The 25,783-nt window shown below is 38.1% G+C and carries 26 protein-coding genes; 5 read left to right on the top strand and 21 right to left on the bottom strand.

The window, feature by feature from the left end:
- Positions 1-137: 137 nt before the first annotated feature.
- The 3 genes from LPC09_RS22230 to LPC09_RS22240 all read left to right on the top strand — a co-directional run bounded on the left by LPC09_RS22230 (position 138) and on the right by LPC09_RS22240 (position 2,668).
- Complete coding sequence (locus tag LPC09_RS22230) at positions 138-446, top strand: PadR family transcriptional regulator (protein ID WP_098797116.1); 309 nt, start codon at positions 138-140, stop codon at positions 444-446.
- 18 nt (positions 447-464) lie between these two features.
- A complete protein-coding gene (locus tag LPC09_RS22235; protein ID WP_231308330.1) occupies positions 465-1,652 on the top strand; it encodes a chromate transporter in 1,188 nt (395 codons plus the stop codon).
- Between the two features lie 194 nt (positions 1,653-1,846).
- Entirely contained in the window at positions 1,847-2,668 is an 822-nt protein-coding gene (locus LPC09_RS22240; protein WP_231308331.1) for an STAS domain-containing protein, read from the top strand.
- Between the two features lie 125 nt (positions 2,669-2,793).
- On the opposite strand, the gene LPC09_RS22245 is transcribed toward LPC09_RS22240, so the two are convergent.
- The 3 genes from LPC09_RS22245 to LPC09_RS22255 form a co-directional block, all read right to left on the bottom strand.
- On the bottom strand, positions 2,794-3,132 hold the full coding sequence (locus LPC09_RS22245; RefSeq protein ID WP_231308333.1) for a DUF1048 domain-containing protein: 339 nt from the start codon (positions 3,130-3,132) through the stop codon (positions 2,794-2,796).
- A 13-nt stretch (positions 3,133-3,145) separates the two neighbouring features.
- The gene (locus LPC09_RS22250; protein WP_231308334.1) at positions 3,146-3,472 is read right to left on the bottom strand and encodes a PadR family transcriptional regulator; all 327 of its coding nucleotides are present in this window, start codon (positions 3,470-3,472) and stop codon (positions 3,146-3,148) included.
- 234 nt (positions 3,473-3,706) lie between these two features.
- Complete coding sequence (locus LPC09_RS22255; RefSeq protein ID WP_231309795.1) at positions 3,707-5,176, bottom strand: SulP family inorganic anion transporter; 1,470 nt, start codon at positions 5,174-5,176, stop codon at positions 3,707-3,709.
- A gap of 254 nt (positions 5,177-5,430) precedes the next feature.
- Here LPC09_RS22255 and LPC09_RS22260 point away from each other — a divergent pair, with 254 nt between their 5' ends.
- Positions 5,431-5,850 (top strand): universal stress protein, encoded by a 420-nt coding sequence (locus tag LPC09_RS22260; protein WP_231308336.1) that lies wholly within the window; start codon positions 5,431-5,433, stop codon positions 5,848-5,850.
- Positions 5,851-5,974: 124 nt separating this feature from the next.
- Positions 5,975-6,451 carry a hypothetical protein gene (locus tag LPC09_RS22265; RefSeq protein ID WP_231308337.1) on the top strand — a complete coding sequence of 159 codons (477 nt, stop codon included), beginning with the start codon at positions 5,975-5,977 and terminating at the stop codon, positions 6,449-6,451.
- Between the two features lie 136 nt (positions 6,452-6,587).
- Here LPC09_RS22265 and LPC09_RS22270 read toward each other — a convergent pair whose 3' ends face one another.
- The 18 genes from LPC09_RS22270 to rbsK form a co-directional block, all read right to left on the bottom strand.
- The gene (locus LPC09_RS22270; protein WP_442920003.1) at positions 6,588-7,799 is read right to left on the bottom strand and encodes a PDZ domain-containing protein; all 1,212 of its coding nucleotides are present in this window, start codon (positions 7,797-7,799) and stop codon (positions 6,588-6,590) included.
- Positions 7,800-7,831: 32 nt separating this feature from the next.
- Positions 7,832-8,179: a swarming motility protein SwrAA gene (locus tag LPC09_RS22275; protein ID WP_231308338.1), complete on the bottom strand. Its 348-nt coding sequence runs from the start codon at positions 8,177-8,179 to the stop codon at positions 7,832-7,834.
- Between the two features lie 139 nt (positions 8,180-8,318).
- Positions 8,319-9,779, bottom strand: coding sequence for a S41 family peptidase (locus LPC09_RS22280; RefSeq protein WP_231308339.1), 1,461 nt, complete (start codon positions 9,777-9,779; stop codon positions 8,319-8,321).
- A 161-nt stretch (positions 9,780-9,940) separates the two neighbouring features.
- Complete coding sequence (locus tag LPC09_RS22285; RefSeq protein ID WP_231308340.1) at positions 9,941-11,230, bottom strand: murein hydrolase activator EnvC family protein; 1,290 nt, start codon at positions 11,228-11,230, stop codon at positions 9,941-9,943.
- Positions 11,231-11,290: 60 nt separating this feature from the next.
- Complete coding sequence (gene ftsX, locus LPC09_RS22290; RefSeq protein WP_231308342.1) at positions 11,291-12,181, bottom strand: permease-like cell division protein FtsX; 891 nt, start codon at positions 12,179-12,181, stop codon at positions 11,291-11,293.
- Positions 12,174-12,860 (bottom strand): cell division ATP-binding protein FtsE, encoded by a 687-nt coding sequence (gene ftsE, locus LPC09_RS22295; RefSeq protein ID WP_098797105.1) that lies wholly within the window; start codon positions 12,858-12,860, stop codon positions 12,174-12,176. Before ftsE ends, ftsX begins: the two co-directional genes overlap by 8 nt.
- A gap of 252 nt (positions 12,861-13,112) precedes the next feature.
- Positions 13,113-14,048, bottom strand: a complete 936-nt coding sequence (locus LPC09_RS22300; RefSeq protein ID WP_231308344.1) for an HD-GYP domain-containing protein — start codon at positions 14,046-14,048, stop codon at positions 13,113-13,115.
- A gap of 116 nt (positions 14,049-14,164) precedes the next feature.
- A complete protein-coding gene (cccB, locus tag LPC09_RS22305) occupies positions 14,165-14,503 on the bottom strand; it encodes a cytochrome c551 (RefSeq protein WP_231308346.1) in 339 nt (112 codons plus the stop codon).
- Positions 14,504-14,571: 68 nt separating this feature from the next.
- Positions 14,572-15,432 (bottom strand): YitT family protein, encoded by an 861-nt coding sequence (locus tag LPC09_RS22310; protein WP_231309797.1) that lies wholly within the window; start codon positions 15,430-15,432, stop codon positions 14,572-14,574.
- A 933-nt stretch (positions 15,433-16,365) separates the two neighbouring features.
- Positions 16,366-17,467 (bottom strand): peptide chain release factor 2 gene (gene prfB, locus LPC09_RS22315; protein WP_231309798.1). Its coding sequence is split into 2 segments (ribosomal slippage): positions 16,366-17,394 and positions 17,396-17,467, totalling 1,101 coding nucleotides; the frame shifts between segments, so codons are not numbered across the junction.
- On the bottom strand, positions 17,393-17,746 hold the full coding sequence (locus LPC09_RS22320) for a hypothetical protein (RefSeq protein ID WP_231309813.1): 354 nt from the start codon (positions 17,744-17,746) through the stop codon (positions 17,393-17,395). Before LPC09_RS22320 ends, prfB begins: the two co-directional genes overlap by 75 nt.
- Positions 17,691-20,201, bottom strand: a complete 2,511-nt coding sequence (gene secA / locus LPC09_RS22325) for a preprotein translocase subunit SecA (RefSeq protein ID WP_231308347.1) — start codon at positions 20,199-20,201, stop codon at positions 17,691-17,693. The genes LPC09_RS22320 and secA overlap by 56 nt, the downstream gene beginning before the upstream one ends.
- Positions 20,202-20,554: 353 nt before the next feature.
- Positions 20,555-20,839, bottom strand: a complete 285-nt coding sequence (locus LPC09_RS22330) for a hypothetical protein (RefSeq protein WP_098797101.1) — start codon at positions 20,837-20,839, stop codon at positions 20,555-20,557.
- A 226-nt stretch (positions 20,840-21,065) separates the two neighbouring features.
- Positions 21,066-22,004 (bottom strand): ribose ABC transporter substrate-binding protein RbsB, encoded by a 939-nt coding sequence (rbsB, locus tag LPC09_RS22335; RefSeq protein ID WP_442920004.1) that lies wholly within the window; start codon positions 22,002-22,004, stop codon positions 21,066-21,068.
- A gap of 31 nt (positions 22,005-22,035) precedes the next feature.
- Complete coding sequence (locus LPC09_RS22340) at positions 22,036-22,977, bottom strand: ABC transporter permease subunit (RefSeq protein WP_098797100.1); 942 nt, start codon at positions 22,975-22,977, stop codon at positions 22,036-22,038.
- Entirely contained in the window at positions 22,974-24,476 is a 1,503-nt protein-coding gene (locus LPC09_RS22345; protein WP_231308349.1) for a sugar ABC transporter ATP-binding protein, read from the bottom strand. Before LPC09_RS22345 ends, LPC09_RS22340 begins: the two co-directional genes overlap by 4 nt.
- Positions 24,473-24,874, bottom strand: coding sequence for a D-ribose pyranase (rbsD, locus tag LPC09_RS22350; RefSeq protein ID WP_231308350.1), 402 nt, complete (start codon positions 24,872-24,874; stop codon positions 24,473-24,475). The genes LPC09_RS22345 and rbsD overlap by 4 nt, the downstream gene beginning before the upstream one ends.
- On the bottom strand, positions 24,871-25,779 hold the full coding sequence (gene rbsK, locus LPC09_RS22355) for a ribokinase (protein ID WP_231308351.1): 909 nt from the start codon (positions 25,777-25,779) through the stop codon (positions 24,871-24,873). Before rbsK ends, rbsD begins: the two co-directional genes overlap by 4 nt.
- Between the last annotated feature and the right edge of the window lie 4 nt (positions 25,780-25,783).

Below are 25,783 nucleotides of genomic sequence, written 5' to 3' on the forward strand. Positions count from 1 at the left end.
ATCTATTAGAATAGTATCAACGTTAAGAATTTGTAAATATATCTACAAAGTATTGCAAATGTTAATCTCATGTTGTAGACTCTCGTTATCGAAAACCGATATTGTGTATTGATATTGAACTTTTCAGAGGTGATGATTTGGAAGACAAAGTTTTACGCAAACTATTTCTCGGTTTTATCCACATTCACATTTTACATCATGCCAAAGACCACCCTATATATGGAGTTTGGATGGTCGAAGAATTAAGAGAGCATGGCTATAATATTAGTTCTGGTACTCTTTACCCCATTCTACATTCTATGGAAACTGATGGATTACTAGAAAAAGAAGAAAAAAATGTTGCGGGGAAAATTAGAAAATATTACACAACGACCGAAAGAGGAAATGAAGTCCTAGTAGAGGCTAGAAAGAAAGCTTACGAGTTATTCAAAGAAATAAAAGATTAATAAAAGAAGGTGAGTTTGATGAAGAAAAAAAACCTAAGTTTTAAGGCACTTTTGGAAATACTTTTTATTTCTACAAGGCTTGGTTTAACGTCATTTGGAGGACCTGTAGCTCATTTAGGTTATTTCCACAATGAGTATATTCGAAGAAGAAAATGGCTGGATGAAAAAAGCTATGCTGATTTAGTTGCCCTGTGTCAGTTCTTACCAGGTCCAGCAAGTAGCCAAGTAGGTATTGGAATTGGTGTCATGCGAGCTGGAGTCTTAGGAGGAATTGTCTCATTTATCGGTTTTACATTGCCATCGGTTATCGCTCTTATTGTATTTGCATTAATTCTTCAAGGTATAGATGTTGCAGATGCAGGCTGGATACATGGGTTAAAAATTGTAGCCGTTGCGGTTGTTGCACATGCCATTTTAGGAATGGCACAAAAGCTTACTCCTGATTTAAAGAGAAAAACACTCGCTTTATTAGCATTAGTGAGTACCCTTTTATGGCAAACAGCCTTCACGCAAGTTGGAGTTATTCTTATTGCAGCTTTTATCGGATTTTTATTGTATAAAGAAAATAAAGATACTGATGATGCTGATTTACAAGTACCAATTTCAAAACGTTTTGCACTAGTGTGTTTATCATTGTTTTTTGGGCTTCTTGTCCTTTTGCCAATCCTGAGAGAAACAACAGCTTTAAATTGGATCGCAATGTTCGATAGCTTTTATCGTTCAGGTTCTTTAGTATTTGGTGGCGGCCATGTTGTTTTACCATTATTAGAACGTGAATTTGTGCCAACAGGATGGATGACAGAAGAAGCCTTTTTAGCTGGATACGGTGCTGCACAAGCAGTTCCTGGACCCCTATTTACATTTGCTGCCTATTTAGGAGCAGTGATGAACGGCTGGCAAGGAGGCCTTTTAGCCACAATCGCGATCTTCTTACCAGCATTTCTATTAATTTTTGGTACACTTCCATTTTGGGACACTTTACGTCGAAATCCTAAAATCAAAGGAGCCTTAATGGGAGTAAATGCAGCAGTAGTTGGAATTTTAATTTCTGCCTTTTATCAACCAATCTGGACGAGTTCCATTTTAACTCCAATTGACTTTGCCTTTGCTGCGATTCTTTTTACCATGTTGGTGTATTACAAGCTATCACCTTGGATCATTGTCATTGTTGGGGCTATTGGCGGATCATTAATCACACTAATATAAACAGAAAAGGACCTCACCTTTGTGGGGTTCTTTTTCCTTTTATAACAACGAGCAGCTGATAATTTACGTGAATAGGACTAATTTCTTTCTGTTGTAATTTAGGTCAAAGAATCGTTTATTTTTCTCAAACACTATAATAAAATGTATATAGGCAGTGGAATTCAAAAAATTCAAAACATATTGGGGGGAGCGCAGTGGAATTCTTCTACCATGAATCATATCAATTAAAAGATTTTTTTGAGAAAAACCTTCAAAACTTTGAAGAATTGCTTCTTTCTGAAGCTGTTAATGTAAAAGATATGATTGATGATATTTTACATATTGGAAATATCGATTTAGTTAATAATGCTAAGAAACTTGTTTTCTTTATTATTGACCAAAAAGAAAAAGAACTTCGACAGTTTGCCAAACATGAAGGTATTGCTTGGGCCACGCATTCAATTGATCTATCATTTAAATTAGAGTGGATACAAGCCATTCGTCGCACAGTTTGGTTCCTAATTAAAGAGTATAACAAGTTAACAAATGAAAAAGTTATTGAAAACTTTTTTACTCTTGAAAAAGAAGTAAATGATCAAATCGATGATTTTTTAAATGCTTTCTTTATAAGTTACTCTACATATAAGGATTCTTTGATTAAGGCACATAGAGAGCTGGTCGAGAACCTATCTGTACCAATAATTCCAATTAACTCCTGTGTTTGCATATTACCACTAATTGGAGCCATTGATGAATTTCGCACAAATATATTAGAAGAAAAGGTTCTAACTGAAATTGGTTTGCTACGCATTCAAACGTTAATAATTGATTTATCTGGAATTGCCGATATGGAGATTGATGTGATCGAACATTTATTAAAGATAATAGACGGTGCGAGTATGATGGGATGTAAATCAGTTATTACTGGTTTACGAGTAGAAGTAGTTAGAAAAATGATCCACCTTGGTATCTCATTTGAACCGAAAACCAAAACATTAGGAACACTGCAACAAGCTTTAAGTGAATATTTAAGTTAATTAAACTTATGGGAGGAGGATTTTATCATCCTCCTCTTCTATTAGTATAACTTTCTAAAGTTAGCACAGATGAATCTTCTTTTGGGTTCTAAACTAATAATAAGTCTGATGGCCAGGCAAAACCCTTACCCACGACCAATCGTATCGTTCAACTTCGTGCGATACTTATCCGACCACGTTTTTGTATCCTTCACGAGTTCATCGCAGAAAGAAGCCACGTCCTCACCTGTGAGGTCAGTAACTTTCTTGCCTTCCGCTGCACCTTCCTCAAAAAGGTCGATTATTCCATTAAAGATACAGCTGCATTCCTTCCAATCAGTAGGACCACCAGTAGTCCACATATACTTTTGAATGGCTTTATAAGCATGATGGTACTCACTTGGAAGAGCCTTCGCACGTGCCTCCATCGCTCTCCATTCTCGCTTGTCTTCCAGACTTCCGATCATTTTTTCAATTATATTCATATGAAATCTCCTTTTATTTTACTTTTGTTTTGAGTTCGTTAATTTTACTCGAGACAAATTCCCATTTTCTCCAAAAGGTTTCCAGATGCTCTTGACCTGCTGCGTTGAGTGTATAAAATTTTCTCGGCGGTCCCATATTGGATGGCTTTTTCTCAATATCCACCAGATTGTTTTTCTCAAGCCGCATAGTAATCGTATAAACTGTGCCCTCTACCACATCAGTGAAGCCAAGTTCTCGCAGCTGTTGTGTGATTTCATAGCCATAAGTTTCTCCACGACTGATGATTTCAAGCACACAGCCCTCAAGCACTCCTTTCAGCATTTCCGTTATATTTTCCAAAGCATTCCCTCACTTGTGTTTCGATTTCAACTTCTTTTTTCCACAGGTACCTTGTGATACCGATATTTAGTATTACTTACTACCGGTATATAGTAACGCAGAATAGCTTCACTTGTCAAGGGTTGAACTTCAAGCAATAAAGCCTGTTATTAAAGGTTTTCATAGGCGTTGTTTTAACAGATTTTCACGTCAAATAAAAAAACATCAAATCGTTTCGATTTGATGTTTTTATCATTAATGATTGGCTACTTTGGTTAAACCGCCTGGCTTATTATGAACAGAGATTTTCTCCATTAATTTGTTACTCTCTGTATTCACACCAATCAGGTTAACCTTCACTCCATTTTGTTGATATTTAATGATGACTTTATCAATAGCACCCACTGCCGAATCATCCCATAGGTGAGCATTTGTTAAGTCTAAATCAATTTCTTTTACATTTTCTCTATAATTAAAGCTTTCAACAAATTCACTAACAGAAGCAAAAAATAATTGACCAGACACACGATAGATTTTCTTGCTAGATTGACCTGAGGCTAAACTTGTTATCTTGACCTTAGATATTTTAGAGGCAAAGAAAATCGCACTTAAAATAATCCCAACAAGAACACCTTTTGACAAGTCATGTGTCAAAAGAACCGTGACCACTGTTACAACCATAACAATCGTATCTGTTAATGGTACCTTATGAAGGGTTTTTAATGATGTCCAGTCAAATGTTCCGATTGATACCATAAACATAACTCCTACAAGAGCAGCCATTGGAATTTGTACTAATAAGTCATTAAGTAGTAGAATGAGGATCATTAAAAATACCCCAGCCACTAAAGCAGATAAACGACCTCTACCACCTGACTTCACATTAATGACAGATTGCCCAATCATCGCACAACCAGCCATTCCACCGAAAAATCCTGAAACGATGTTTGCAATACCTTGCCCACGTGCTTCTTTATTTTTGTCACTGCCTGTATCAGTCATATCATCTACGATTTGAGCCGTTAATAATGACTCAACTAAACCTACAATGGCAATTGATAAAGAATATGGGAAAATGATTTGTAATGTTTCAAAAGTAAAAGGAATATCAGGTATTAAGAACATTGGTAATGTTTGAGATAACTCACCCATATCTCCTACCGTTCCAACATTACTTCCCGTCATTACAGCAATAATCGAAATCACAACAATTGCTACTAAAGGTGATGGCACTACCTTTGTAAAACGAGGTAAAATGTAAATAATCGCAAGAGCACCTGCAACCATTGCATACATTGGCCATGATTCACCTACAAAATGAGGCAATTGTGCAGTGAAGATAAGGATAGCCAACGCATTAACGAAGCCTGTCATAACCGAACGAGGCACAAATTTCATCAGTCTGCCTAATTTCAAAATCCCCATAACGATTTGAATAATACCAGTTAAAATGGTTGCTGCAAGTAAATACTGCAATCCATAGTCAGCAACTAATGTTGTCATAAGCAAAGCCGTCGCACCAGTTGCAGCTGAAATCATTCCGGGACGTCCGCCGACAAACGCTATTGTGACTGCAATACAAAATGAGGCATACAAACCAATCATAGGATCAACACCCGCAATAATTGAGAATGCGATAGCCTCAGGAATTAAAGCTAGTGCTACAACAATACCTGACAAGATGTCTCCTCTGATATTTCCAAACCAAGAATATTTAGTTGTCATATTCTCCAAAAAAAATCCTCTCCCTTTTCGCTATTATTTTTTAATGACTTTCAACTCTCATGAAAGTCGGGTCCGTTGTTAACAAAAAGCATTATAAATGATTTTTAAAGTATTGTGAAATAGACAGTAAGCGTATACATTTACCACATACTCTTTATTTCTCTATTTTTCTACTTCATGCAACTTAATATCAATATTTGTGTCGGTAAATTTTTACTTATCATATAATATCCTAATAGTAGGAGGTATATAGAATGTATAAAAGAATAGTATTAGCTTCTGACGGCTCGGAGCATTCAAAACGTGCAGCAGAAAATGCCATTCATATTGCTCAATATAGTAAAGGATCCAGAATTGATGTTGTGTACGTTGTTGACCCCGATCGAGCTAAATCAGATGTTCTTAGCAACTGGAACTCTGTAGATATTAACGATTATCGTAAAAAACGGATGAAGGAAGTTGAAAAAAAAGCACTGCAAGCCGGAGTATCATATGAAATGAAGATTCTGCACGGTGAACCTGGACCAACAATTGTTAAATATGTAAACGATAACAATATTGATCTTGTTGTGATCGGGAGTCGAGGGTTAAATAGACTTCAGGAGTTTGTCTTAGGAAGTGTCAGTCATAAAGTAGCCAAAAGAGCTAATTGTCCTGTGTTGATTGTGAAGTGAAAGAAAATCCACTTTCCTTTAAAAAGCTATTTAAGATTAGATGTTAATGAATTGAAAATTTTAATGAATGATTTTCATCTCTCTTAAACAAACTACCCTTATCAGCTATAAGGATGGATAAGAGATGAAAAATGTAGGGAAGTTAGAATCAGTTATGTGGAATATAGCATTGCCTGGATTCAGCCAATTACTAACAGGCCACTATGTTAAAGGCATTTTTTTTATTCTTTCAGAAGTAATCATTAACCTTAACAGTCATTTTAATCTTGCCATTATGTTTAGCTTTTTAGGGGAATTCGAAAAGGCATACTCTGTTACAGATTATCAATGGTTATTATTTTATTCATGTTTATACTTTTTTGCGATGTGGGATGGCTACAAAACCGCAATGCCTCCAGGAGAACAGTTTTCATTTCTTCCATTCGTTTTTTCAGCTTATTTAGTTACAGTGGGGTTATTTTATTGTGGTAAATTAAAATTATTTGGTCATTTAATTGGACCAGTATTTATGCCTATGCTCTTTGTAATTCCTGGCTTAATTCTCGGATTCACTTTAAGGTATATTATTTTAAAAATAGCGAAAAGAAGAGGTATAGTTTAATCTCTTACCTTTTCTGTTTTCAATAGATATCAAACAAAACAAATTACTCTATATAAAAATAGAGAAACGACATAATCGTTTCTCTAAAATTACACAGTCATATGATTTTTCATTAGATAGTATTAGGAACTTACTATTAAACAGCCTCATTCTCCCACTTCTTCTTAGCTTCCTGCACAAACAAAATCCCTAGTTCATGATGCTCACCATCATACAGTGCCCTTTGTGCATAACGAATTTCGCCGTTAAAATTGACTATTTCGAGCTTACAAAATGCTCGGTTTTTCTGGAGAGCTTGATAGAACTCGTCCACTGTTTTAACAGCATGCCCATTGACCTTTGTTACCATTTCCCCAACTTGGAGGGTCATTTTTTCTGCTGGTGAATGTGGAAGGATGCCTAGTATCATCAAGCCATGATCTCGTTTTGAAAAATAGAAGGCAGCGGAATCATCGTTCAGTCGCTGGCGGATTGTGATGAATTCACGTCCTACCATCGCAACAAACACAGCGATAAACGCGACCGGTGTAAACCAAATACTTGCCACCGCTAAGCATAGGGTTAACACACCTAGCCAAATGACCCGTTCTCCTGTTACCTTCATGCTTTCTTTTGGCAGTGAACCTTGAACACGCTGATGGAATCCAAGGAAAATTGGAATAAACAGCAGTAAAAACGGCTCTCCATTAATCGATACCACTGGCCACCAAGGTAGTGTTGAGGTTAACGTACCACCCGGAACAAGTAACAGCAATGGAAGCATCCACGTTCGTTTCGCTTGATGATTTCCAATTGGCAAACCTCTTGTACTCGTTTTTAAAAACGGAGACGTTTGGATATGTGCTGTACGGAAAATAAGAATTCCTTCCGCTATGACTAATAAGCCAGCTAGAATGCTGAGTGAAGCAAAGCTAGTCTCAGATAATCCAACAAAAAAAGAACCATCTGGAATAAAAGTTGCTGCTAGCAATGTTAATCCCACTGTAAAAGCAGCTGACAGCCATCGCAGCTGAAATGTAAGACCAATAAGCGCTGTAATAATCGCCATGAGGACAACGGTTCCAAATGGCAGACTTAAGCCTAATGCAAGAGAAAAGACAGAGACAATCAGTCCCAACACAATTCCTTTTGTATACGTAAACTTCATTTCATTATAAATATCAAACACACGAATATGAAAAGAATTTCTTTCTTGCTTAACACGAAGATAGCCATAGGCAAATGTTAAAAGGAAAAAAAGATAAAAGAGCGGATGGATAAAGAAGCGACCGGCTGCCCATAGCAACTCTAGTAACCAATCATCGATCAAAACAGAATCCCACCTTACTGTTTCTATTAGGTTAATCATATTTTAACATCTCGGTGGAAAATTTAGTATGCTTATTTTAAGTTGTTCCAAATACATGTGTTAGAAAGTGAAAAATCACTAAAGCAATCATCTTCCTCAATACCTAAAATAAGCACAATCGTTTTAATCGATTTTTTTATATCTGATAGAGAAAGCGAAAGTCGCTTATGATTTTTTAGTAAATAAGAAAAAAATGCTTTCACACATTCTTGATCGATCTGCTGTATTTTTTTGATGCTTGTGTAATTAGCAATATACATACTAAACAGCCGAACAGGCTTACTGGGGCTAGTGTGAAACTTATGTTCAGAGCTGCTTTCCATCAGCTCAGTTAAAAACTCCTGATACACCTGCACCTTTTGTAAACTGGAATTTCTCATGGTTAACCTCCTAAGTTTCACCGATATATTATAAAGGTTCGAACATAGAGGCTTTTTTTCGTCCTTAGCTGGGCTTGTTGTCAGGCACTAATTCAAAAAATCAGGGCTAACATGATGTTAGCCCTGATTCATTAAACGTTTATTTAAACAACGATTTTATCGCCATTTTCAACTGAACATCGTTGTCTTCTTTTCCTCGAAGCTCTACTACCTTTTGATTTAAAGTGTCTGCTGTTTGCAAATCAATTTTCCCGCTGATTGGAAGCTCATTTGTTTGCTGGAATGCTTTTACGGCATTTTCTGTTGCTTTACTAAAGTAGCCGTCCTCTCTTCCAGGTTCAAAGCCCAAACCCTTTAACGCAAGCTGTGCAGTTTTAATTTGGTCATTGTTCATATCAAACGTTAACGCCTTTTCAATTTGTAAAGGACTCGCTTGATATAGTGCCGGCTGTTCAACTTTAATTGTTGGCTCCACACCTTTTTTGTGAATCCAATTTCCTTCAGGTGTTAACCATTTGTAGAGAGTTAACTTGATATTGCTTCCATCTCCCATAGGAACAGCCTGCTGTACCGTTCCTTTACCGAACGAAGTTACACCGACAATTTCATATCCTGATGCTTCTTTTAATGCACCTGCTAAAATCTCTGAAGCAGAAGCACTTCCTTTATCAATTAACACAGAAACAGGATAGTCTTTTTTCTCAGAAAGCTTAGAGAAATAACGCTTTTTATCTCCATTGCGTTCTTGAATTTGGATATATGGGTGATCCTTCGTCACAAACTCTTTTAAAATTTCTTCAACACTTTGTAAGTAGCCGCCAGGATTTCCACGAACATCTAACACAAGTCCTTCAATATTGTCTTTCTCTAATTTTGTTAATGTTTCTTTAAAGTCTTGTGCAGTATTTTCAGAGAAAGAAGTAATTTGAATGTAACCAACCTTTTTCCCTTGATAATCCTTTGTTGAACCGAACACTGTTTCTAAAGGAATTTCATCACGAACAACATCAAATGTTAATTTTTCTCTTGTGTTCGGACGAACAACCTCTATCGCAACTTTTGTTCCTTTTTTCCCGCGAATTTTTAACACAGTTTCGTGTAAATCAAGGCCTTCAACGTTTTCTCCATCAATGCTCACGATTTGGTCATTTGGCTGAAGACCTGCTTTTTCAGCAGGAGAGCCTTTAAATGGAGAAACAATCGTTACTCTGCCTTCCTGCATGCCAACCTCAGCGCCAATTCCTTCAAAGGAGGAATCAAGTGATTGTGAAAACTGCGCTGCTGTTTCTTTGTCCATATATACAGAGTATGGATCTTCAAGCGTTGAAAGCATACCCTGAATTGCGCCTTCTAATAGCTCCTCTTCATCAACATCCTCAACATATTTTGTTGAGATTAATTCAAGAGCTTGCTTAAACTTATCAAACCCTTCAATTTCAGATGCTTGTTCTTCTTCAGATTGAAACACATTCCCAAACGTTGGGATCGCTTCAGCTTCCTTAGGTGCTGGATCTTCCGTAAGCTCTAATCCTACAAACATTCCACCTGCGCCAACGAGTACGCCAAGTGCTAGTAAAAATGCTGTGATTTTCTGATTCATCCTTTACCTCCTCATGCCAATATAGCCAGGTTTATGTAAATCATTTTGTAAGTAGACTTTTCCTATTATATGTAAAGCTTGGTCATATCATGTAAATAAAATCTGAATTAAAAAAGCCTCTTAAACATCAAATGTTTTAGAGGCTTTCTATGTGGGTAATATTATGGTAAATAGTCCAATGGATTAACAGAGCTTGAAGATCCGTTCCATGGTCCTTTATGAATTTCAAAGTGTAAATGCTGTCCTGTTGAACGACCTGTATTTCCCATGATGCCAATTTGCTGACCTTTGGAAACAGATTGTCCTGATTTAACATAGAATTGTTCCATGTGAGCATAAACAGTTGTGTAAACTTGTCCATTAATTTTATGAGAAATGTATACTACATTTCCGTAACTGCTTGAGTAGTTGGCACGTATTACTGTACCTCCTGCTGAAGCCACAATCGGAACATCAGCACTGTTAGCAATATCAATACCAGAGTGCAGCTTCTTACCACCTGTTACAGGGTGAATGCGGTAGCCATATCCTGATGTGAAGGATCCAGATGCAGGCCACGTAAAGCTCCCACTTGAAACAGCAGGTTTTTGTGAAGATGAACTATTGTTTGAGCTTGAAGGACTTGAGCTAGATTTCTTAGCTGCTGCTGCCTCAGCTTTTCGTTTTGCTTCCGCAGCTGCTGCTTCACGCTGACGCTTTTCTTCAGCTTCGATTGCTGTTTTTTGCTCTTCTAAAAATGCTGCTTCATCTTCTAACTCATGCATTTCATGAATGGCTTCATCATGCTGCTCTTGAACTTGTGCCATTAACTCTTCTTTTTTCTTCTTTTGACCAGCTAACTGCTGTTTAAGAGTTTCTAATTGTGTTAGGGCATTTTCAAGTTCTACTAATTTCTTATTTAGATCTGCCTCTGCTTGCTCTAACGTTTGCTTATCTGCTTCATGTGCTTTAATAATTTCACGATCAGCTTCTACAATTGTTGTGACCGCATTAACACGACCAACAAAATCTCCAAAGCTTTGAGCCCCTAGAAGCACATCTAAATAACTAATCACACCGCCAGATTCTTGTAGAGTACGAGCACGATCTTCTAAAAGCTTATTACGCTCAGCAATACGAGCTTTCACTTCTTCAATTTTTACTTTTAATTCTTCAATTTGCTTTCTAGATTCTTCGATACTTGCTTCTTGTTCACGAATTTTTCCGTTCGTTTCAGCAAATTGCGTGTCTATTTTTTTAATCTCTTCATCTAATTTCGCTTCTTTATCTTTAAGCTCTGAGATTTCACTTTCCTTTTGACCAAGATCAGAAGATACATCTGATTGTTTCTTCTCAATTTCTTGCTTCTTTTCCTGTAACGTTTGAGCGAAGCCAAGGTGGTGATTAGGTAGTAATAAAGTGCTTGTCCCTAAAACAGCAGCCAAGCTAAACGTCATTAGTTTTCGATTCATCTTGTTTCCTCCCCAACGTTATGTAAAAACTAGTAAACTAGCAATAAAAATATTGCTAGTTTACACTTTTAAAAACTTACGAACAGACATTAAACTTCCCCAAATTCCAATTAACGCACCGATGAACAATAGAAGAGCTGATATTTGGAAAAGGAATGGACTTGACGGTAATAACTCAACAAATGATCCTTGAAGCTTAGGAATCGCCCATGTGTACAGAGATTTATAAACAACGCCAATTAAAATAATCGGAATCACTGCACCAAAAACACCTAGGAATAAACCTTCAAGGAAGAATGGCCAACGAATAAATCCGTTAGTTGCCCCTACAAGTCTCATAATCTCAATTTCATGTCGACGAGCAACGATTGTAATTTTAATCGTATTAGAAATTAAGAACATGGCAGTAAAGATTAGTCCGATGATTAAGCCAATTCCAATATTACGAGAGATCGAAATGACATCAAATAATTTTTCAACTTGATCTTGACCGTATCTTACCTTAGAGGCATTATCCAATTTCGTAATCTTCTCGGCTAAAGCACTCGTATCATTTGGATCCTTTGCTTTTACAATAAACACGTCATTTAACGGGTTATTTTGTTCAAAAAGCTGGAATGACTTTCCTTCTTCTCCTAAGCTTTCAACAAGATTTTCTAGCTCTTTTTCTTTAGGAGAGAAAACAACGGTATCCACTTGTTCTATTTTTTCTATATTACTTTTAAGAGCATTTTGCGCTGCTTCATCTGCTGTTACATCGATCAATACACGAATCTCAACATCTTTTTCAAGATTAGATGCAACATGGTTAAGATTCATCATGATGACTAGGAATGTTCCGACTAAGATCAGCGTCACAGTCACCGCACTGATCGATGCAAATGTCATCCATGTATTTCTTGCTAAACTCTTTAAGCTTTCACGAATATGACGGCCAAGAGAATTAGTCATAAATACCATACTCCCCTCTTGCTTCGTCACGCACAATCTTTCCATCCTCGATTGCGATGACACGCTTTTTTAACGTGTTCACGATTTCTTTGTTATGTGTAGCCATCACAATCGTTGTTCCACGATCATTGATTTCTTCAAACAAGTGCATGATTTCCCATGATGTGTCAGGGTCAAGGTTACCCGTCGGCTCATCGGCAATCATTACTGCCGGATTGTTCACAATGGAACGCGCAATCGATACACGCTGCTGCTCCCCACCTGATAATTCATTTGGGAAAAATCTCGCTTTGTGTTTCAGTTGAACTAAGTCTAGTACATCTAGTACTCTCTTTTTAATATTTTTAGGGTTTTCACCAATAACTTCTAATGCAAATGCTACATTTTCAAAGACTGTTAGCTTCGGTAAAAGTTTAAAATCCTGGAAAACGACGCCGATATTACGTCTTAATAAAGGGACCTTGTTTTCCTTAAGCTTAGATAAATCCATTCCGTTAATGATGATTTTTCCACTTGAAGGCTTTTCCTCACGGTACATCATTTTAATAAATGTTGATTTACCTGCACCACTTGGTCCAACAACATAAACAAACTCACCTTGGTTGATCATTATATCGATTCCGTTAACGGCTAACACACCATTTGGATACGTTTTATATACTTCTGACATTTCTATCATAATAAACCACCTAAAGTTGTTTTTTGAATCTATGTCACTTTTTGTCGTTAATTGTCGAAAAAGTAGACATAGTAATTCCTTGTCTCTAAAACTACAAAATTTATTATAACATCAATTTTCGTCAAGAATAGACTAAATTATATTACATTTTCATTTCATGTCTGTTAATAGATGTCGAAACGCTGTAATATAGGAGGTTTTTTTGGCGAGTTTGGAATAATGTAACAAGAAAAAAACACTGATAAAATATCTTCAGTGCTTCTTTTTAATGAGGTGATGTTTATTTTTTTCAACATATGTAATAAAGGCATCAGCAATGGCTGGATCAAACTGTGTTCCTTTGCTTTTCTTTATTTCGTCTAGTGCTGCTTTAACATTTTTCTTCCCTCGGTACACTCTGCTCGTTGTCATCGCATCAAATGCGTCGGCAACTGCGGCAATTCGGGCTAGATACGGAATTTCTTCACCTTTTAAACCATTAGGATATCCTTTTCCGTCATATCTTTCATGATGGTGTAAAATGATATCTAAAATGCCTGTATTTTTATAGGTTGATAGGTTTTTTAGTGTATGGTACCCGACGCTCGGATGATCTTTTATTGTGTTGTATTCTTCTGCTGTTAGCTTCTCTTTTTTATTTAGAACGGCTTCTGGGATTGAGATTTTTCCGATATCATGCAGTAAACCACCAAGATAAACACTTTTTACTTTTTGTTCGGATAAGCCTAATTCCTCTGCGATTATTTTGGCATAGTAAGCAACATTCTCTGAATGCATAGCAGTGTACGGATCTCTTGAGTCCAGTAATCTTGAAAAGGACGCGGCTAATTCAACATTAACCTTTTGTTGACGGATGTAGCTTGATACTAGAACGGAAATGGCTGCCCCGACGATAAAATAGTAAACCCACACTAAAAAATAAGAGTCAATATAAGGGATACTATCAGGCGCTAAGAGATACCTCGCTAAAGAAACAAGTCCACTTTGCATGAGTAAAACAATCAGATTTTTATATATTAAGCCGAGCAGAATCATCACTAGCATTAACAAAACAACGACAAATCGACCATAAGGGGCTTTATCAGCTGTGAAAAGGATAAAGCCGCTGATAATATAAAGAACCCATCTAAATTTAGAGAGCGTTACCAATAATGGGTTTATAGAAGAGGTATCATGGTATATATTCATTCTTGTCTCCTTGGGAAAAATTTCTTAAAATTTAGTATACTACAAAATATGACAAAATCACCAAAATAGTGCGCTACCCACTAAAAAAAGGATAACCATTAGGCTATCCCTTACTCTTATTTCTTTTCAGCTAACCAAGCTGCCACAACTTCAGCATCTGCTTCATTTAAAATTCCCTTTGGCATACCACCTTGACCGTTGATGATGATGCTTGCAATTTCGTCCTGACTGTATTTTGCTCCAACTTCAGTTAGCTTTGGACCTGCTCCACCTTCAAGTTCACGACCATGACAGCCGATACAGCTTTTTTGATAAATCTCTTCTGCATCTCCGCTCGCTGTTTCTGTTGTGCCTTCAGTTGTATCTGCCGCTTCATCAGCAGGTGCATCTTCTCCACCACATGCTGATAAAACAAACACAGACCCTAATAATAAGGCGAATAATTTCGTTTTCAAAGGTATTCCTCCTTGCACCCGAATTTCATTATGTAAAAAGAGTCAATTCAAGGATTATTATAACCTATCTACACTCTTTTGAAACCTTCACCAAGCACCTCAGAAGCATCTGTAACTGTCACAAATGCGTGCGGATCGATACTTCGTACCAGTTGTTTCAATTTTGTGAATTCCGTTTGATCAACTACACACATGAGGACTGGTCTCTCATTATTTGTGAACCCGCCATGTGCTGCAAGTCTAGTAACGCCACGGTCGATTTCGGTGAGGATCGCATCCTGAACCTCGGCCTGTTTGTTTGTAATAATCATCGTCATCTTCGAACGCCCGAGACCAATTTGCACAATATCAATCGTTTTGCTCGTCACATATAAACCAACTAAAGCATAAAGTCCTCTTTCAATATCAAAAACAAATGCAGCTGATAGAACGATTAGACCATCAATAAGTGCCACACAAGTACCAAGTGACAGCCCTGTGTACTTATGAATGATTTGCGCAGCTAGATCAGTTCCACCTGTTGAAGCTTTACCGCGGAACACAATACCGAGACCAAGTCCTATACAAATTCCTCCGAAAAGTGAACCTAAGAGTGGATCCATTGTTGCTGGCTCCCAGTTTCTTGTTAGGTAAACGACTAATGGGACAAAAATGGTACCAATGAGAGTTTTGATCCCAAATTGCTTTCCTAGTAAAATAACTCCGGCAATAAATAGTGGTATGTTGAAGGCCCACTGAACATAGGCCGGCTCAAACCCAAACGTTGCATCAAGGATCGTACTAATTCCACTCACCCCACCTGATGCAACCCGGTTTGGTAGTAAAAATAAGTTGAATCCAATCGCAACAAACGATGAGCCAACTAATATGTAGACGTACTCAAGTATTTTTTCTAATGTAGGATTATATGTATCATTTCGTTTTCGCATATTCACCGCTTTGTTACCCTCCTTTTTTAAACAATGCTATCCTTGCCCTAGATGAGTATAGCACCCGTGATTTTATCTGTGAATAACACCTAAATAACGTGGTAACGAGGTAAAGAAATTAAGTGTTGTGGGGGGATTTTTTTTAGTGTTTGCTATTGTGGGGGAAATTATGGGGGGAGTGGTGTTTTTTGTGTAAGGGCGAGTTTGTATTGCTGAGGGTATGAGGTACATTTGACTGGCTTGGACCGGTGGTTTTGGTCTTCATCTTCTTTATGAAGTATATTTGGCGTGCGCGGAATGCTCGTTTTGGTCTTCATCACACTTATGAAGTACATTTCGCTTGCTAAGATTGCTGGTTTTGTTCTTCATTCCACTTATGAAGTACGTTTGGCTTGCTCGGGCAGCTGATTTTGGTCTTCATCTCCTTTATGAAGTACATTTCGCTTGCTCGGGCAGCTGATTTTAGTCTTCATCACACTTATGAAGTACATTTCGCTTGCTCGGGCAGCTGATTTTAGTCTTCATCACACTTATGAAGTACATTTCGCTTGCTCGGGCAGCTGATTTTAGTCTTCATCACACTTATGAAGTACATTTCGCTTGCTCGGGCAGCTGATTTTAGTCTTCATCACACTTATGAAGTACATTTCGCTTGCTCGGGCAGCTGATTTTAGTCTTCATCACACTTATGAAGTACATTTCGCATGCTTCGGCTGATGGTTTTGGTCTTCATAAAACTACAAAAATATTTTTTTCTAATTGTCTTTTTTAGTAAGTCGCTTTTAAAGTTAAACATTCTTGCTGCTGCTATATCTAGCATCACTCATTCAAATAAATGTAAACCAACAAATTTGATAAAGAAAAAACGCCCAGAACTGACTGTCCTCTTTATAAGAAGGAACAGCCAAACTCTGAGCGATTTTCATCACTATATTATTGAATCTTCGAACGTAAATACGCGTCAATAAACGGATCAAGCTCTCCGTCCATTACAGCATGAACGTTTCCGATTTCTGTGTTTGTGCGGTGATCTTTAACCATTGAATACGGGTGGAAAACATAAGAACGAATTTGGCTTCCCCAACCGATATCTTTTTGCTCACCACGAATTTCGGCAAGCTCTGCTTCTTGCTCTTCAATACGCTTTTGATAAAGCTTAGCTTGAAGCATTTTCATGGCGCGTTCACGGTTTTTAATTTGCGAACGTTCCGTTTGACATGTTACAACAATGTTAGTTGGAGTGTGGGTAATACGAACAGCTGAGTCTGTTGTATTGATATGCTGTCCACCGGCACCACTTGCACGGTACGTATCAATTTTCAAATCTTCTGTACGGATTTCGATGTCGATTTCTTCATTGAATTCAGGCATAACTTCACAAGAAACGAACGAAGTATGACGACGACCTGATGAGTCGAATGGAGAAATACGAACAAGGCGGTGTACACCTTTTTCAGCTTTTAAATAACCGTATGCGTTATGTCCCTTGATTAAAAGTGTAACACTTTTAATCCCCGCTTCATCACCAGGTAAGTAATCAAGTGTTTCAACCTTGAAGCCTTTTTTCTCTGCCCAGCGTGTGTACATACGAAGTAGCATTGAGCCCCAGTCCTGAGACTCTGTACCACCTGCGCCTGGGTGAAGCTCAAGGATTGCGTTGTTTTTATCATGTTGCTCGCTTAATAGCAATTGTAGTTCAAAGTCATTTAGCTTAGAAACTAAATCTTTTATTTCAGTCACTAGTTCTTCTTTTAACTCATCATCTTCTTCTTCTTTAACAAGCTCATATGTTAATTGAAGATTTTCATATGATTCGTGAAGTTCGTGGAATTGATCCACCATTTCTTTTAATGCATTTGTTTCATTAATAACAGCTTGTGCAGCGTTTTGATTATCCCAGAAATCAGGTGCTGTCATTTGTGCTTCAAGCTGTTGGATTCGTGCTTCTTTTATATCGAGGTCAAAGAGACCCCCTAAAGTCCGCTAAACGTTTAGCTGTTTTTTCGAGCTCTTGACGAATTTCTACTAGTTCCATTGAGTTCACTCCATTTAATATTTTTGGCAAGTATATGATGTCTCTCACTTTAAACAATTCATGGTGCTTGATGTGAGAGGTGAGATGTGAGACTTGAGGCATTCGGCGAACACCGATTGCACCGATTGCTTTTTTAAAACCACTCGCAACAAGAGAGAGGTGGGTGCACCTCTCTCTTTGATAATGATCTATTATATACGTTTCGATAGGTAAACGCCAGTTATTATTGGCCGCAGCAGTTTTTGTATTTCTTTCCGCTGCCACAAATACACGCATCATTACGGCCGATTTCCACAACTTTACGAGTTGGTTTTTTCTTAACTGGCTCATCGCCTTCTTTCGCGTGTACAGCTGTTTGACCTTTTGCAACCTCTTGACGCTCAAGGTTGTTGCGGATTTGCGCCTTCATGATGTACTTCGCAACATCTTCTTCAATAGATGCAATCATGTTTTCAAACATAGCGAAGCCTTCCATTTGGTATTCACGTAAAGGATCATTTTGTCCGTAAGCACGTAAATGAATACCTTGACGAAGCTGATCCATTGCATCGATGTGATCCATCCATTTTGTATCAACTGCACGAAGAAGGATTACTTTTTCGAACTCACGCATTTGTTCTTCGCCAAAGTCTGCTTCTTTTGCATCGTAGTGTGCAAGTGCCTTTTTATAGATCAACTCAGACATTTCCTCAGGATCTTTACGGCGAAGATCTGAAACAGCAAGCTCATCTTCTGTAAGAATGTTTGCATTCATATAGTCGATGATGCCTTCTAAGTTCCAATCTTCTTCTACTTCCTCTTTAGGAGTGTACATGCCTACCGCACGTTCGATCGTTGATTTTAGCATTTTCTCAACAATTTCACGGAGGTTGTCAGAATCAAGAACCTCGAAACGTTGCTTGTAAATAACTTCACGCTGCTGACGAAGAACATCGTCATATTGTAAAAGCTGCTTACGTGCATCAAAGTTATTACCTTCAACACGTTTTTGCGCAGATTCAACAGCACGTGAAACGATTTTACTTTGAATTGGCTGCGTATCGTCCATACCAAGGCGGTCCATCATGTTCATCATATTTTCTGAACCAAAACGACGCATTAATTCATCTTCCATTGAAAGATAGAATTGAGTGATACCAGGATCTCCTTGACGACCAGAACGTCCACGAAGTTGGTTATCAATACGACGAGATTCGTGACGTTCAGTACCGATTACAGCTAACCCGCCAACCTCACGAACACCTTCGCCAAGCTTGATATCCGTACCACGACCAGCCATGTTTGTCGCGATCGTGACAGCACCACGTTGTCCGGCATTTTCAATAATTTCTGCTTCTTTTTCATGATTTTTCGCATTCAAGACATGATGCGGAACACCTTTTTTCTTAAGAAGCTGAGAAATTAATTCAGACGTTTCAACGGCAACTGTACCAACAAGTATAGGTTGACCTAAGTCATAACGTTGTTTTACTTCCTCAACAACGGCACGGAATTTCCCTTCCATTGAACGGTAAACTAAATCAGCTCGATCATCACGAGCAATTGGTTTGTTCGTTGGAATCGCCACAACCTGCATGTTGTAAATATTACGAAACTCTTCTTCTTCCGTTTTCGCTGTACCTGTCATACCAGACAGCTTCTTGTACATACGGAAGTAGTTTTGGAACGTAATCGTTGCAAGTGTCATGCTTTCATTTTGAATTTCAAGACCTTCTTTTGCCTCAATTGCTTGGTGTAGTCCATCACTGTAACGGCGGCCCTTCATTAAACGACCTGTGAACGAGTCAACGATAACAACTTGTCCTTCTTCCACAACATAGTCCACATCATTTTGCATAACAAACTGTGCTTTTAATGCTTGGTTAATGTGGTGAAGTAATGCCACATGTGAAATATCGAAAAGATTTTCAATGCCAAACGCTTTTTCCGCCTTTGTCATACCATCTTCTGTTAACTGAACAGCCTTTGTTTTCACATCATACGTGAAATCTTCTTCCTGTTTAAGTTGACGAACAAAACCATTAGCTTGAATGTAAAGCTTAGTAGATTTAGCCGCTTGTCCCGAAATAATTAACGGAGTTCTCGCTTCATCGACTAAGATCGAGTCAACCTCATCGATTACGGCAAAGTTAAGCGGACGCTGTACCATTTGTTCACGATAAAGAACCATGTTATCACGTAAATAATCAAAACCTAATTCGTTATTTGTAGAATAGGTAATGTCTGCAGCATACGCTTCACGCTTTTCATCTTTATCTAAAGAATTTAAGTTAAGACCTACTGTTAAGCCTAAGAAATCGTAAAGTTGACCCATTTCATGTGCATCACGACTTGCTAAGTATTCATTGACCGTGACAACATGCACACCTTCACCAGAAAGCGCATTTAAATAAACAGGCATTGTGGAAGTTAACGTTTTACCTTCCCCTGTTTTCATCTCAGAAATATTTCCTTCATGTAAGGAAATACCCCCCATTAACTGAACCTTGTACGGGTATAGCCCCAACACACGCTTCGCTGCTTCACGAACAACAGCAAACGCTTCTATTAAAAGATTATCTAGCGATTCACCGTTCGCTACACGACCTTTAAACTCCTCTGTTTTTGCCTTTAATTGCTCATCAGATAAACCACTCATCTGACCGCTAAGCGCATCAATCTGATCAGCCATCTTCTCATAACGATTTAACGCACGCTTATTAAAATCAAACACCTTATTCAAAATTCCAAGCATCTAATACGCTCCTCTGTGTTTAGAGTGAAATTGCTTTTATGTAAAGTTTCGTCTATTCCCTATTTTAGCACTAGTTGGGGTGGTGGGGCAACAGGCGGGTGACATGGTTTGGTGTTGGGGGTGGGAGGGGGTTTTGGAGTGCCTGTCACTTCCCGAGTTTTGTCGGAAGAACTTCGGGGGGTGACAGGCACGACCCGAAGTTTGTCGATTAAAAAAGCACTCTTTTCACATAAAAAAACTTACCAAGAATAACCTTAGTAAGTTTAGAATAATTTATGATAGTTTATTCGCTAGATGGTATTGATAGTTGGAGTAATAGGAGCTAAAAACGAGGATCTAGTAGCAATAGTCATTTACGATTGATTTAATTCACGTAGCTTCTTTTCATGTTGTAATGTTTTAACAGAAATAAAGTCAACCGTTTCTTGCGTTTCCGTTAATTCCACACGAAAGCCATCCATTTTTTTCTCTATTCTATCTAATCGTCCTTCAATGCTGTCGAATCTTTCATCAACTCGTTCGAATCTTTCATCGATTTTCTCGAATCTTTCATCTACTTTCTTAAACTTTTGATCCATTTTATCTGAGTGTAATTTTAGTGCGTTGAGGATCTCTTTCAACATTGTCTCCTGTTCCATGGGTTTCACCTCCTTCTCTATCAACACTCCCATTATAACGGAATATACGTATTACCTCTATATGATTAAGTAGATTTACGATATCTTTACATAGCGGTGCCTGTCACGCCCCGAATTTTGTTGGAAAGACATCGGGAAGTGAGACATCGGGAAGTGACAGGCACCGCCCGAAGTTTGTCGAACGCAAAAGAGGACCCAATCCGGATCCTCTTCCTGCAATCTCACGTTATTTTACTAATTCAAGTTCAACAGGAATAAACTCTTCTACTGTTTCTCCATTCGCTACTTGAATAGCTGTGTCGATTCCTTTTTGACCGATGAGTGCTGGTTTTTGGGCTACTGTTGCAGCTAAGCGCCCGTCTTCAACAGCTTTTACTGCATCTTCTGTTGCGTCAAAGCCTACAACAACGATATCTGATAATCCTGCTGCTTCGATTGCTTGAAGTGCGCCTAGTGCCATTTCATCGTTATGAGCGAATACCGCTTGAATATCTTTGTTTCCTTGAAGGATATTTTCCATAACTGTTAACCCCTTCGCACGGTCAAAGTCTGCTGTTTGCTTTGCAGCTACTTCAATTGTATCTACTGCATCAACAGATTGGTGGAAGCCTTCTCCTCTTTCACGTGCTGCTGATGAACCAGGAATCCCTTCGATTTCGACTACTTTTCCTTCACTACCAAGCTGTTCTAAAATGAAGTCTCCAGCCATTTTTCCACCTGCAACGTTGTCAGATGCAATATGAGCAACAACTTCTCCACCTTCTGCACTTCGATCTAACGTAATAACAGGTACATCTGCACTGTTTGCTGATTCAATTGCGGCAGATACAGCTGCTGAGTCCGTTGGGTTTACTAGTAATACATCAACACCTTGTTGGATTAAATCCTCGATATCACTTACTTGTTTTGCTGAATCATTTTGTGCGTCAACAACAACGATTTCAATTCCTTTAGCTTTTGCTTGTTCTTCAGCACCTTCTTTTAATGTAACAAAGAATGGGTTATTTAGTGTAGAAATCGATAATCCAACCTTCACTGAACCATCATCGCTAGCGCCCTCATCAGATGAACTTTCTGAAGATGCGCCAGGTGCTTCAGTTGAACATCCTACTAATAAAATCATAGCAAATGCGAAAAATAAAATACTTTTAAACATGTTTTTCATTGTAAAAATCCCCCTTATTTCGGTTTATAATTTAAGCAGCTTTCTTACGATCAAGCAGTACAGCTAGTAAAATAACACCTCCTTTAACGACTTGTTGGTAAAAGGAGCTCACATTCATAATATTTAAACCATTGTTTAGAACACCGATAATCAGTGCACCAACCAATGTTCCAAAAATCCAACCACGACCACCAGAAAGACTTGTTCCTCCAAGAACAACCGCAGCAATTGCATCAAGCTCATATGAAGCACCAGCTGTTGGTTGTGCAGAATTTAATCGTGATGAAAGAATAATTCCAGCTAACGCTGACAGTAAACCTGTAATGGAGTAAATCCAAATTTTTACACGATCGGTTCGAATACCGGATAAAATAGCTGCTTCCTCATTACCGCCAATCGCATAAACTCTGCGACCAAAAGTAGTTTTCTTTAAGATAAAATATAAAATCGCATATGTTATTAACATCCAAATAACCGGCACTGGAACCCAGCCTACATACCCTTTTCCCATTAACACGAACAACTCACTGCTAGACAAACCTGTAATTGGTCGACCATCTGTATAAACAAGAGTTAATCCGCGGAACACCGTCATTGTTGCAAGAGTTGCGATAAACGGTGCAACCTTACCTTTTGTAATAATAAATCCATTGATGGCACCCATAATCGCACCAGCTAATAACCCTACTAAAATAGCTAAAATCGGATCCATGCCGCTAGCTAGCATACTCGCTGTTACTGCTGACGCTAACGCTAAAATGGAACCAACTGATAAATCAATTCCACCTGTCAAAATGACAAAGGTCATACCAAAAGCAATAAGTGCATTAATCGAAACTTGACGTAAAACATTTAAAATATTATCTACTGTCATAAAATTTGGACTCACAATAGAAAGAATGATTGTGATAATAAGTAAACCAACAAGTGGTCCTAACTTTTGCAGTTTTGATGTAATAGATTTTGAGTTCATGATTCATTCCCCCCAGTAGCTGCTTGCATAATTTTTTCTTGATCTGCTTCTTCTCTTAAAAGAGTTGTCGATAACTTTCCTTCACGGATAACAAGAATTCGATCACTCATTCCAAGAATTTCTGCTAGTTCCGAAGAGACCATAATGATCGCTACCCCTTGTTCTGTAAGCTGATTCATCAGTTGATAGATTTCTTTTTTCGCCCCAACATCAACACCTCTTGTTGGCTCATCCAGAATCAAGATCTTTGGCTCTATACCAATCCATTTGCCAATCACGATTTTCTGTTGATTTCCACCACTCAGAGACTTCACTGGGAGCTCACGACTAGCTGTTTTAACGTGTAATTTTTGTATTAAATCATCAACAAATGACTCTTCTGTCTTAGACGAAATCACACTTTTTTTAGAAATTCTCCCTAAATTTGTTAGTGAGAAATTTTCACGAACAGACAAGCCAAGTACTAAACCTTCACTTTTTCGATCTTCTGTTATAAAACCAATTCCTTGTTGAATCGCATCATAAGCTGATTTGATGGATACTTCTTTTCCATCGATTATCACTTTCCCACTTTGCTTATGACGATAGCCAAAGATTGCTTCCATAATCTCTGTTCTACCAGCTCCCATTAAGCCAGCAACTCCAAGAATTTCTCCTTGTTTAACTGAGAAAGAAATATTTTCAAATTTTCCTTTGCAAGTGAAGTTTTCAATGTTTAATCGCTCAGGACCAAGTGTTGTTTTTCTTTCTGGAAAACGATCACCTAATTGACGGCCAACCATCATTTTGACAATTTCATCAAAGTTTGTTTTCGGAATTTCTTTTACACCAATGAACTGACCGTCCCGTAATACAGAAATGCGGTCACAAATTTGGAAGATTTCCTCCATTCGGTGTGAAATATAAACAATTCCAACCCCTTCATCCCTTAATGAACGAATAACCTTAAACAACGCTTCGATTTCTCGATCCGTTAATGCGGCTGTTGGTTCATCCATGATAAGAACATCCATATTAGCCGCAACAGCTCTAGCAATCTCGATCATTTGTTGTTGACCAACAGATAGCTCTCCTGCCTCTATATCAGGATCAATTTCAATTCCAAGTCGATTTAAATATTCCTTCGTTTTTTGTTTCATCTCTTTATGCTTTACAATGCCAAATTTGCTGTATGTAAGTTCCTTTCCTAGAAACATATTGTCTGTAACGGATAAATACGGAATAATATTTAGCTCCTGATGAATCACGGCAATTCCTGCATTTTCAGCTTCCTTTGCATTTTTAAAATGCACTTCCTTACCATTCATATAAACAGTGCCTGCATCACGCTCATAAATTCCTGTTAAGATCTTCATCAGCGTTGATTTTCCTGCACCATTCTCACCCATTAAAGCATGTACTTCACCTGGCATAATTTCAAACTCTACACCTTCAAGTACTACGTTACCTGAGAAAGCCTTAGAAATTCCTTTCATCTGAGCTAAAGGAGTTTTGCTCATTTAAAAATCACTCCCGCATGTAAAATGATATTGGCATAAGGAGTTACTTCCCCCGTTCGGATAATCGCCTTTGCACTTTTACACTTTTCTTTTAATTTCTCATGTGATACATACTCTTTATTAACCTCTTCATCTAGTAAACTTAGAGTTTGTTTTTCAACTTCAGGATTCTGCTCAGAAATCTCTTCTGCTAAAGTGATTTTTTCAACCTCCATATCCTCTAGAATGACCTTCAAAGTTTTAAGAAAAGATGGATCACCTTGTTTAAGAGATAAGTCAATTCGAACTGTCTCATCAGGGATTGGCAGACCACAATCTGCAATCACAATCGTATCTGTATGACCTAGCCTTGAAAGTATTTCAGATATATGACTATTAAGAATTCCTTGCTTCTTCAACTTTTGTCATCCTCTCTTTGCTGTAAAAAACGTTCAACTTCTTCTTTTGTCGGCATCCCCGATTGTGCACCTAACTTCGTAACAGAAAGCGCACCAACCGCGTTTGCAAACCTACATGCTTCTTTTATGTCAATTCCTTCACTTAGTGAAACGGCTAATGCTCCATTAAAAGAATCTCCTGCACCAGTTGTATCTACTGCTTCTACCTTGAATCCTTTAATTTGACTTTCACCCTGATCGTAGATAAACACACCCTCAGGTCCCTTCGTTACAATACACTTTGACTTGATTTCCTCTAACTCATCAGGCGCTAGACTATTAGCAGCAAGAAGCAATTCCTGCTCATGTTCATTAGGAGTCAAATAATCTACTAAGCCTAAAAGCTCTTTTGGTAAAGCCTGAATAGGTGCCGGGTTTAAGATCACCGTTTTATTGTGTTTTTTTGCTAGTTTCGCAGCTTCCATTACACTATCTAGCGGAATTTCCAACTGTAGAAGAACAACATCACTGTCCGCAATAACGCTTTCATTTTTCATTACCATTTCAGGAGTTACCTCAAAATTTGCTCCCGAAACAACGATAATGCTGTTGTCTCCTTTAGATAAAGTAATAGTTGCTGTCCCAGTCGACACATGTGTAACCGGTTCCACATTATTCAAAATAATGCTTTCTTTTTCAAGATGTTCAAGTAGATCCTTTCCAAACATATCGTTTCCAACACAACCTATTAAGGTTACCTCAGCTCCCAGTCTCGCTGCAGCAACGGCTTGGTTCGCTCCTTTTCCACCAGGAATCGTGAAAAAGGATTCTCCCATAACCGTTTCTCCAACTTTAGGTATAACCTCTGTCTTTGTTACAAGATCCATATTGATGCTTCCTATGACCGTTACCTTCCGTTTCTCCATACGT

The organism is Metabacillus sp. B2-18 (assembly GCF_021117275.1).
In the GTDB taxonomy this organism is placed as follows: Bacteria; Bacillota; Bacilli; order Bacillales; family Bacillaceae; genus Metabacillus.